Annotated in this window: 9 protein-coding genes; 6 read left to right on the top strand and 3 right to left on the bottom strand. The window is 29.8% G+C overall.

Annotation, left to right across the window (positions count from 1 at the left end):
- Together AABI72_RS01530 and AABI72_RS01525 are read left to right on the top strand one after the other, a co-directional pair.
- Window positions 1–1,664, top strand: a 1,664-nt coding sequence (locus AABI72_RS01530) for a hypothetical protein (protein WP_338363740.1), incomplete at its 5' end; no start/stop codon positions are given.
- Window positions 1,665–1,692: 28 nt separating this feature from the next.
- Window positions 1,693–2,811, top strand: coding sequence for an LD-carboxypeptidase (locus AABI72_RS01525; protein WP_338363738.1), 1,119 nt, complete (start codon window positions 1,693–1,695; stop codon window positions 2,809–2,811).
- Here AABI72_RS01525 and prmC read toward each other — a convergent pair.
- Complete coding sequence (gene prmC / locus AABI72_RS01520) at window positions 2,783–3,661, bottom strand: peptide chain release factor N(5)-glutamine methyltransferase (RefSeq protein ID WP_338363736.1); 879 nt, start codon at window positions 3,659–3,661, stop codon at window positions 2,783–2,785. The two genes, AABI72_RS01525 and prmC, sit on opposite strands and share 29 nt — an antisense overlap.
- A 143-nt stretch (window positions 3,662–3,804) precedes the next feature.
- Here prmC and AABI72_RS01515 point away from each other — a divergent pair, with 143 nt between their 5' ends.
- Window positions 3,805–4,248, top strand: coding sequence for a DUF2671 domain-containing protein (locus AABI72_RS01515; protein WP_338363734.1), 444 nt, complete (start codon window positions 3,805–3,807; stop codon window positions 4,246–4,248).
- 10 nt (window positions 4,249–4,258) lie between these two features.
- Window positions 4,259–4,576, top strand: a complete 318-nt coding sequence (locus AABI72_RS01510) for a hypothetical protein (protein ID WP_338363733.1) — start codon at window positions 4,259–4,261, stop codon at window positions 4,574–4,576.
- Here AABI72_RS01510 and AABI72_RS01505 read toward each other — a convergent pair.
- On the bottom strand, window positions 4,573–7,374 hold the full coding sequence (locus AABI72_RS01505) for an ankyrin repeat domain-containing protein (RefSeq protein ID WP_338363731.1): 2,802 nt from the start codon (window positions 7,372–7,374) through the stop codon (window positions 4,573–4,575). The two genes, AABI72_RS01510 and AABI72_RS01505, sit on opposite strands and share 4 nt — an antisense overlap.
- 129 nt (window positions 7,375–7,503) lie before the next feature.
- Between AABI72_RS01505 and ftsA the strand changes: the two genes are divergently transcribed.
- Together ftsA and AABI72_RS01495 are read left to right on the top strand one after the other, a co-directional pair.
- The gene (gene ftsA, locus AABI72_RS01500; protein WP_338363729.1) at window positions 7,504–8,742 is read left to right on the top strand and encodes a cell division protein FtsA; all 1,239 of its coding nucleotides are present in this window, start codon (window positions 7,504–7,506) and stop codon (window positions 8,740–8,742) included.
- Between the two features lie 7 nt (window positions 8,743–8,749).
- Window positions 8,750–9,409, top strand: coding sequence for an alpha/beta hydrolase (locus AABI72_RS01495; RefSeq protein WP_338363727.1), 660 nt, complete (start codon window positions 8,750–8,752; stop codon window positions 9,407–9,409).
- A 3-nt stretch (window positions 9,410–9,412) separates the two neighbouring features.
- Here AABI72_RS01495 and AABI72_RS01490 read toward each other — a convergent pair whose 3' ends face one another.
- On the bottom strand, window positions 9,413–9,751 hold the full coding sequence (locus AABI72_RS01490) for a hypothetical protein (RefSeq protein WP_338363725.1): 339 nt from the start codon (window positions 9,749–9,751) through the stop codon (window positions 9,413–9,415).
- Window positions 9,752–9,877: the final 126 nt, after the last annotated feature.

Raw genomic sequence — 9,877 nt, 5'->3', positions numbered from 1 at the left:
TTATGAAAAAGAAAATTAGAATTGTTATTTTCTTGTTAATCATAGTTTATATTATTACTGCTGGCAATGCTATTTTTTTACACAATAGTAAACATATTGCTAAAAATGATAGCATTGCTGGTAATTATCTTGCTGGATATTTTGCAACTAACAATATGATGTATTCCGATGCTATTAATTATTTACAAAAAATTGAATATGCTGTTGATGGAAATATTGAAGTATTAAAAAAAATTTTTTACAGTGCAATAATTGAAGGAAACATGCAACTAGCAAAAGAATATGCAGTAAAAATAACTAAAATTGGCTTAGTGGATGGTATAGACAAGGTAAAAATATTTCTTGCATTTGATTATTTAAAAAACAAATTTTTTCGTGAGGCTAACAAATTATTTCAGGATATTGATACAAATTCAAATAGTATTATATCATGTTTTATAGCAAACATGGGTTTAGCTTGGGGTGAAGTTGTATTTAACAATAATTATAAACGTGGGATTGAGATTATAGAAAATAAGATAGGATCTATTAGCAATGATGCTGATTTATCATTTATGATTTATAATAAAGCTATGATATATGATTATTCTGGTCAAAATGACATAGCCAATGAATTATATACCAATTTAATTGAACGTCCATTGCCTGAAAGGGTACTTGAAGTTGCGCTTAGTTTTTTTATGCGTAATGACAATAAAGTTATGGCTGATGTTGTTATTGATAAAATGTTTGCCAAGGGGATAAAGTATAATAAAAAACAATCATTTACCAATATTGATCTTGCTTTAGCTGTGCATGAAATATTATTAGATTTTGGAACAATATTACAAATGCATAATATGAGCTTTGATGCAATAATTTTGCTTGCAACGGCACAAAACATTTATGAAGATGATCGGATACTATTTACATTAGCTAACATAATGCATATAAATGGTATGCATAGTTATTCAAATAAATTATATGCCAAAATAACTAGCAACTCTCAGTACTATATTAATGCTTTGATTAATACAGCTTATAATAATTATTCTTCTGGCGATAAGCTACATGGATTTAGCCTTTTAAAAGATGCTCTTAATAAAGATGGTTTGAATTTTGATTTGCATGTTGCTATAGGCGATATGTACAATTCTGACCAAGACTATGATCAGGCAATAAAACATTACACCATTGCAATTGACAATCATTCTATAGAAAAAGATTTATGGTCAGTGTTTTTTGCAAGAGCATTGTGTTTTGATTTAATTAATCAATGGGAGATGGCAAAGTTGGATCTGTTGCAAAGTGTTAATTTGAGCAATAGTAATCCTATAGTGTTAAATTATTTAGCTTATAGTATGATAAAAAGAGATGAAGATGTGAATGATGCTGTAATCATGTTAGAAAAAGCATTAGTAGAATCAAACAGTAATCCACATATTATGGACAGCCTTGGCTGGGCTTATTATAAAAATGGTAATTGCAATAAAGCATTGATTTTGTTGGAAGTATCTGCAGCATTATTGCCATATGATCCAATAGTAAATGATCATCTTGGAGATGTATACTGGTATAGTGATAGGAAAAGAGAAGCTATGTTTCAATGGAATAAAGTCTTGGCACTAGATCCAGAGCAAAAAATAATTGACATTATTACCAACAAGATAAAAAATGGTATGTAAATAACCATTTATAATTTGGTAGTTATAATTGAGTGATGATAAGCCAAATTACTCAAAAAGAAGATTTTTTAACATAATAGCTTTCACTGCATTTTTTTCATTTCTGGCTAAATTTGTTTTGAGCTATTTTGTTTCTAGCATTGCCTCAGCAAATGCTGCATCTTCAAACAAAACATTGACTTTAAATAATCAACCAATGAAAAACAATGCTCATAGCTCTCCAACTACAAATACCATTACTTTAATAGGAACTGCTCGTAAAATAAGCAAAAAAGATGTAAATTTTTTATGTTCATTCATCAAGGATAATTTTTATATTGACTGCTTTGCACCTAATAGACTTATAAATACCGATGAACCAATGTTTATTAATGATGATCTTACTAGGGCTTTGGTGACTATAGAGGCTATAAATGATTCATCATCAAAGTTTATATGGAATGTTAATGGTGGGTATGGTGCATATAGAATAATGCCTCACTTATTTAAACATGTTAGGAGAAATACAAATAAAATAATTATTGGATATAGTGATGCTACATCAATACATGCTATGCTTTCAAATGATAAGTTTGCTATGCCCAGCATACATTGGGAGAATGCCTTTAATATAAAACAAAAAATTGAGTTAAAAACTTTAAATAAAGATGCAGTAAAAATATTTACCGATATTATTAGTGGCACAATAAAAGTATTATCATACACTGGGTTAAAGCCTCTTAATATTGCTGCATATAATAATAATGTAGTTTATGGAAAGGTTACTGGTGGTAATATGGCCATCATACAATCTGCTATAGCAACATTATGGGCTGTTGATTGCAAGGATAAAATACTTTTTCTAGAAGATGTTGGTGAGTCATTTTATAAAATAGACAGAATGTTACAATCATTTGTATATAAATCAATGTTTAATAATGCTAAGGCTGTTATTATTGGAGAGTTAATTAATACAAAATCTGGTTATCCAGTTGATTATATAGATATTGTGCTTGATGATTTTGCTAAATTATTACCAATACCAGTGTACAGAATATCCAATATTGGACATGAGTGTGATAATTATCCACTTGTTTTTATGAAAGATGCAGAAATTAAAGGTGGTGAAGATGCAAAGATCAGCATTGATTTATCTGGTTTGGTTTAGTTAAGGTAAATGTTATACATCTTATTTTACCACTTAAGTCATGGTGGTGTCTTTTTGCAGTTAATCCATATTTTTTATACAATAGTACAAGTTCTTTTTCTTGCATAAAGCCAATTTCACATATAAAAACACCATTTTCTTTCATAATTATTTTTAATATTTTAAAAATTGATAGTATGCTATGTAACCCATTGCAACCACCATTAAGTGCAATAAGTGGTTCTCCTAACTTAACTTCATTAGCTAGATTATTGATTGCACGTGACTTTATATATGGTGGATTGCTAATTATCACATCAAATTTTTTTTTAGTTATGCTAGCATAACTGTTCCATGATGTTTTTAGCGGTTTAAATCTATTTAGCAAATTATGTTTTTTTAAGTTTTGTCTTGCAAGCATTAGTGATTTATGGTTTATGTCTAATGCAAAACCTTTGGATCTTTTATACTCTTTGGCAACAGCAATTGCTAAACACCCAGTTCCAGTTCCTAAATCCAATATAGTTAATGATTTATTTTTGTTTGGCCAGTGTTTTATTAATGCATCAACAATTGTTTCACTATCTGGCCTAGGGTCTAAAGTGTTTTTATTTACCATTATTTCATGTCCCCAAAATTCTTTGTACCCAATAATTTTTGATATTGAATAATGGTTGATGCGCATTTTTACCATTTTTATACACTGCCTAATTTCAGAAAATTTTACTGAATTGTCTTGGTTTATAATTAGATATTCTTTAGTAGAATTTAGTGCTTTTGATACAATCATAGCAGCATCTTTATTTGTGTTTTGTAAACTTGCATTTTTTAGCTTGTTATTAATTTTGAGTAGAAGTTCAATTATTGTCATATTTTATATATATTTACATGTGAAATTTATTTGCAGTTAATGTTTTTTTGAGATAATCTGTATGAGAGTAGATTACACTTATATTAACCTTTTTTTAACAATTTTGTGTGATTATTTTCTGATTATAAACAGTAGGATACAGTATGACTGATAGTGGCAATAATATGATGATAGCCTTTAAAAACAACAGTAAAGACAAAAATAAAGAAACTGATAGTTTTGATATAGTAAGCAACCCTCTTTATATTAGGAGATTTGCTGCATTATTGCGTGATGTTATGCAACGTGGATCTGATCTTATGCATCTTGCAAATGGCAATGTTGTTATTACAGAAACAAAAGTTGTTACTTATCAATATGCTTGGAATAAAGAGAAGGGTAAATTTGAGCGTGCTAAACTTGGTGCACGGTCAACTCGCTCGAAAAAAATTCAGGATAAAGATGATAGATCTAATATGTCTAGTGCTTATAGTGATATAGATAACTATTACTATGGTGACATGCAAAATTATGATGATAGTTTTGAAATAAATGATAATAAGAATTCCAATAATCAAAATAACAAAGATATTGATGAATTAGTATAATAGGTGAAATATGGATAATTTTTTTAATGCTTATACCAACATGTTTAATACACATCAATGCAATGATTATAAAAATAAATTTCAAAGCATTGCAGCTGAGGCTGTAGAGGATGCTGCTGAGTTAATTTCTAATATTTGCTGCAGAACCACAAAAATGGCATCTAATATTGCTAGCAGCCATTGCACCAGTGAAGCGGTAAATGAATATTTTGGCTGTGCAAAAGATAATATTGACAACTTTAAAAAATATGCAACAGCTGTTCATAGGAATATAGAGAAGAATTGTTGCCCAAGCCATGCTTCAGAAATGGAAAAAAAGAAGCCTTAGGCACCATGCCTAGCTTCTTTTTCAGTATTTTTTTCAAATATTTTTTTGGAGAATGCTTCTTGGCAGTCATGCAATGATTTTTGTTGCATAGTTAAAACAGCTGGTCTACTGGATTGTTCATCAACATTGTTCATATTTATAGCATCTTTAATATCAGGCCTGCTGTGCTTTCCAAAATACCATTCACAAGCATTAACTGCATAATGCCACAGTCCCAAAAATGAACCAAATAAACCATGCTCATTTTTTACTGCAAAACTCAAGCCCTTTTGAAAACATAAAAATCTAGATAGTGCTAAATTTTCTTTTTTTACATTGTCTATAAGTTGTTGATTAATAGTAGACTGAACATTGTCTTGTTTTGGTGTTGCTAAAATCAAAAGAGAATGTGCATCTTGTTTAGAGTCCATCATGCATAAACCAGTTCTTAGTGATTCCATGTTAATACATGGCAGTTGAGTAAATTGACATTTTGAAAGCATTGTCTGTAAAATATCCATTGAGCCATTAGATATGCTTAACTCTACAGCAGATAGCCCATTGGCATTCCTTAATGATGCATTAATGTTTGAATTTACTAAATGTCTTATTATCTCAATATTATCTCCTGTTCTCATAAATGCTGTATGCATCGCAGTATTGCCATTAGCATCTTGAAAGTTAACATTTACTCTAAGTTTAAGTAATTTTGTAATTAAATCAAGATTGCCCACATTAACAGATATCTGCAGTGCTGACATCTGAATAGCATCATCATCTTCTGCAATTAGTTGTACATTAAGTAGCTCAGGGTGTAAATCAATTGCCTGTTGTAATGATTTTTCATTACCATTTTTTAATATTGTAGTAAATATTTTTTGTAGCAGTTTTTGCTCTTGTTCCCTTGTGCTGCTTAACAAGCTAGCTATTTCAATATTGTCAGTATTTGCAATAAGCTCATTGGTTCTTTCGGCATTATCTAAAGCCCATTTTGGCAATATAGATTCATCTTGTTTGGCAATATGCTGCAATGCATTAATAGCACCATTTTTTATAAGAAGTTCAATTGGTGTGCAGTCATCATTGTTTTTTATATGTATAATGTCTGGACAAGCATCATAAATCATTGGGAAAATATTGCAAGAATCATTGCAGGTTGCCATATGAGCAACTGTCCGCCCATTTTTTCCTACTTGCTTAAAAAATTTTCTAATTTCATCATGATGCACATCCATATTTTGTTCACAGCAGATAAAAGATAGCAATTTCCTACATAGTGCAAAATTTCTTTCAGCTAGAGTTAAAAAAACTAAATTATCACTGTCTTCAGTGGTAAAAAATCCATTCAATATTTCCCTAACACCAACTTTATGCATTAAAGCTATAAAAATATCTTCATTGTTATTTTGCAGTGCTATCTGCATAAGATTTAATGAATCTGCGCCAGTGCTATTGAGTTTAAGCATGTTATTAGCATTAGCAGTAGTGTCAGTAGTAATGTGCTGCCCATATTCTTCTAAAAGCAGCAAAAATGTTTGTGTGTTGTTATGTTTGGCTGCAACATGCAGCGGGCTGTCTTTTCCTTCTTGAACTAGCAAAAATTTTACTTGTGAGCTAACTGGCGCTCCATTATCTTGATGATTAAGTACAAGTTGTACAATATATTTTGGTAGTTTTATTCTTGCAACATATAATAAGATATTCCAGTTATTCTTTATGTCCAATAAAGGTGCATGATCAAGCAAATTATTAGCAATAACATAGGTTGCTTTTGGTGGATGATTTTTTTTTCTTTCAATTGCAGTCAGAAATTTAATTAGAGAATTTTCTACCAGTGTTTTATCTAGAGATAATTCTGTTAAAGTTTTTACAATTCCTGATTTAAATGTTACTACTGCAATATCAAGTGGTGTATGATCATTGTCATTTTTTTCAGCTAACATTTTGGTTAAACATTTATCATCTTGCCATTTTTTTAATATCAACTTTATAGAAGTTAAGCTTTCTCTCAGGATGCAACATGATAAAAGATTATTGCCATCATCATTTTTCAAGTCAATTAATGTATTGGAATTTTGTGATTTAGTAACAAGCTCTTGAACAAAACAATCAAACACTTTGCCACTTGGTTCTTGAGTTAATGCTGTAAAAACACTTATGCCTTCATTATTCTTTTTTCTTAAATCTAACATACCACTTGTTAAAAGCTCTGCTAGGGCATAATGATTGCTGTGTAGTGCTGCAATATGAGCTGGAGTGTTTCCAGCAGAGTTTGCTACATTAACATCTCTGATAAATTTAAGCATTTTTTTTAAATTTTTAATATAAATTTCTATATCTTTTTTGGGTGGCAGCATCATCAAATGTAAAGGAGTGTTTCCTTTATTATCTTTAGCAAATGTATTTGGTGAATATGATCTTGCTGGTTTCATTGGTTCTTTGATATCAAGTTCATTAAGCATGTAATGAGCTATATGCATATTTCCAAATAATATTGCTACATGCAGCGGTGTCTCTAATAATGAGTTCACTGTGTTAATATTTCCACCTAAGTTAACAAAACATTCAAGTAAGTCTAAGCGATTAAAGCAGGCTGCAATATGTGCAAGATTAGAGCCATATGCTAGAAAATTTGTACCATTGTTAAAATTAATATTAGTATTTGTTTTTATATGTATATTAAAATCAACTCCAGTAATTGATTTTAGAAGTTTCATAGCTATTTCAGTTTTTCTATGCATTCTGCTTAATTTTTCTAACATAGTGTAAAGTTCATCTTCATCAATGAATTGTCTGTATTGAATGTTATCTGCTGGCATTATATTTTACATGTTTTTATATTATTCTAACGTTTTAAGCTTTATTTATCGACTATAAGATGAAAATGATATTGTCTTTAATGCAATATTACTTATAGTTATATAAATAATAGATGCAATAGTCTGTACATGTTGTTAAAACCAAGGAAAAATTTAATAGCTATATTAGACATAGGTAGCTCAAAAATAGCTGCATTGCTTTCGAGAATGTATGATGGAGGTATCAGTGTAATAGGTTGTGTTTGCAAGCCATCGCAAGGAGTGAAAAATGGTATTATAGTTGACATAAGAAAAGCTGTAGCTGCAATGGCACTCGCTATAGAAGAATTAGAAAATGTTTGTAGTGAGAATATAGAATCTGTTTATATCAGTATTGCTGGCTGTGGTCTTAGTTCACGTAATCTTAGTTTTGAGATATTAAATGGCAATAATGAAATAGGCGATAGAGAAATCAAAACTATTATAGATAAAGGATATGAGAGCATTAAAGAAGATGAGAGATTATCAGCACTGCATTGTTTGCCTATTGAATATGTACTTGATGGAACCCCTGGAATAGTTAATCCATATGGCATGTATGGCAGCTGTCTTGCTGTTAAGTTACACATGGTCACTGCAAATAAGCCACCATTAATTAATGTTGCTAGCTGTCTAAATAGATGCCATCTAACACCAGCTGGATATATTGCTACACCATATGCTAATGGTTTTGCATGTATCTCAAATGATGATAAAAATCTCGGTGCTATTTTAATTGATATTGGTGGTGGAACAACGTCAATAGGTATTTATAAAGACAATAATTTAACTCATACAGAAACATTGCCAATAGGTGGTATCAATATAACAAAAGATATAGCTTGTGCTTTTTCTTTAAGTATAAATGTAGCAGAAAAAATTAAAATTTTATATGGCAGTTTATATCCAGTTTCAGATTATAGTGAAATTATAGAGTATGATGATATCAATGAAACAACTCAAGCTGAAGATTTGAATCCTATAAGTAAATTTGATTTATGTGATGTTATAAGTGCTAGAGTTGATGAAATAATATCTATGGTTAGCAATAAATTATTAAGAGTTCCAAGTGGTTTGCATATTTTTAGAAAAATAGTTTTAACAGGTGGTGTGAGTAAAACCGAAGGGTTGCGTGAGAAGTTTGCAAAAAAATTTAACACAACTGTGATACGTGGCAAACAAGATATGCTTCACTATAGCGATCTTGATGTGACTGACCCATCTTTTTCTGCTATAATAGGAAGTGTTTTGCTTTTAAATAACTATTTTTATGATAAAAACAGTCCACAGACATCTAAAATAGTTCAAAATAAAGGAAATTTTGTTAAATGGATTCAAAAACATTTTTGAGTAATTTATGAAAATTGTTGATTTCGCACAGCTAAAAAAAACAGTTAATGTAAAATTTTTGGCTGTTTTGTTGCATGGATATGGCTCTAATGCTCAAGATGTTATAAACCTTTCAAATAAGATATTCAGCCCTATACTAAATAAATGTGTTTGTATTGCACCTAATTCACCAATTAAGTGCTCAATGTCACATATCCCCAAGGATGGTTTGCAATGGTTTGATCTTTATACTGATGGTAAAACAATATCCAATTCTATGGATTTAGCAACATCTTCATTAAACGTATTTATAGATCAACAATTAGCAAAATTTTCTATAGATAATAAGAATTTGTTTATTTTTGGCTTTTCTCAAGGGGCTATACTAGCCATAGAGGCAATACTTCAAAGACCAAAACCATGCTGTGCTGCAATTTGTTTTGCAGGTGCACTGCTTTTTCCAGATAAATTAACTACTAAGATTAAATCAAGATCAAGTTTTTGTCTTCTGCATGGCCAGGAAGATGATGTAATACCAGCATATGCAACGCAAAATATATCACAAAAATTCCTAGAATATAACATAAAACATGAAACTCATTTTATTCCAAATTTAGGACACCATATTAATAGTGATGGAATAAAAATAATGAGCAGTTATATTGCAGATACTAGTAATAAAGTATAAAAATTAATCTATATCATTTGCATTAAGTATATTTTCAAGTTTGTTTAAGCTGTTTTCAATACAGCTTTTTTTACCAACATTTGCTTGATGTGTTACAAAAAATTTATACAGATGATCATTTATTTGATTAATAATATGACTCTTTATTTCTTCATTGCACTGAGTTTTCTGTGCATGGGCATTCATTGCAAAATTATCTCCAGCTCTTTTTTTAAAAGTTGCTATCTGTTCTTGGGAATTTTTTTTCAAAAATTGAATATTATTATGAGCATGATGGGCTATTTCATCTATTTGTTTTTCGGTGCTGCATTCTTTATCTATGGCATTTTCCAAGGATTTCATTGCTTCATTTTTTTTTAGATTAAGCTCAGAGATCCATGTTTTAAATTTTACAATATAAGAATATATAATATTAAGAAATAAGCTTTCTGAAATTATTAATTCTTATATTGTAAAATTTAAAACATG

This window comes from Candidatus Xenohaliotis californiensis (assembly GCF_963930935.1).
Lineage (GTDB): Bacteria > Pseudomonadota > Alphaproteobacteria > Rickettsiales > CAWVOK01 > Xenohaliotis > Xenohaliotis californiensis.
Note: the sequence above shows the minus strand (reverse complement) of the source record. Positions and strands in the feature narration are given on the sequence as shown.

Excerpts from the sequence above, each read along its gene's own strand:
- ftsA (WP_338363729.1), top strand. The coding sequence starts at position 7,504 with ATGTTGTTAAAACCAAGGAAAAATTTAATAGCTATATTAGACATAGGT.
- AABI72_RS01510 (WP_338363733.1), top strand. The coding sequence starts at position 4,259 with ATGGATAATTTTTTTAATGCTTATACCAACATGTTTAATACACATCAA.
- AABI72_RS01490 (WP_338363725.1), bottom strand. The coding sequence starts at position 9,751 with ATGAAATCCTTGGAAAATGCCATAGATAAAGAATGCAGCACCGAAAAA.
- prmC (WP_338363736.1), bottom strand. The coding sequence starts at position 3,661 with ATGACAATAATTGAACTTCTACTCAAAATTAATAACAAGCTAAAAAAT.
- AABI72_RS01495 (WP_338363727.1), top strand. The coding sequence starts at position 8,750 with ATGAAAATTGTTGATTTCGCACAGCTAAAAAAAACAGTTAATGTAAAA.
- AABI72_RS01505 (WP_338363731.1), bottom strand. The coding sequence starts at position 7,374 with ATGCCAGCAGATAACATTCAATACAGACAATTCATTGATGAAGATGAA.
- AABI72_RS01515 (WP_338363734.1), top strand. The coding sequence starts at position 3,805 with ATGACTGATAGTGGCAATAATATGATGATAGCCTTTAAAAACAACAGT.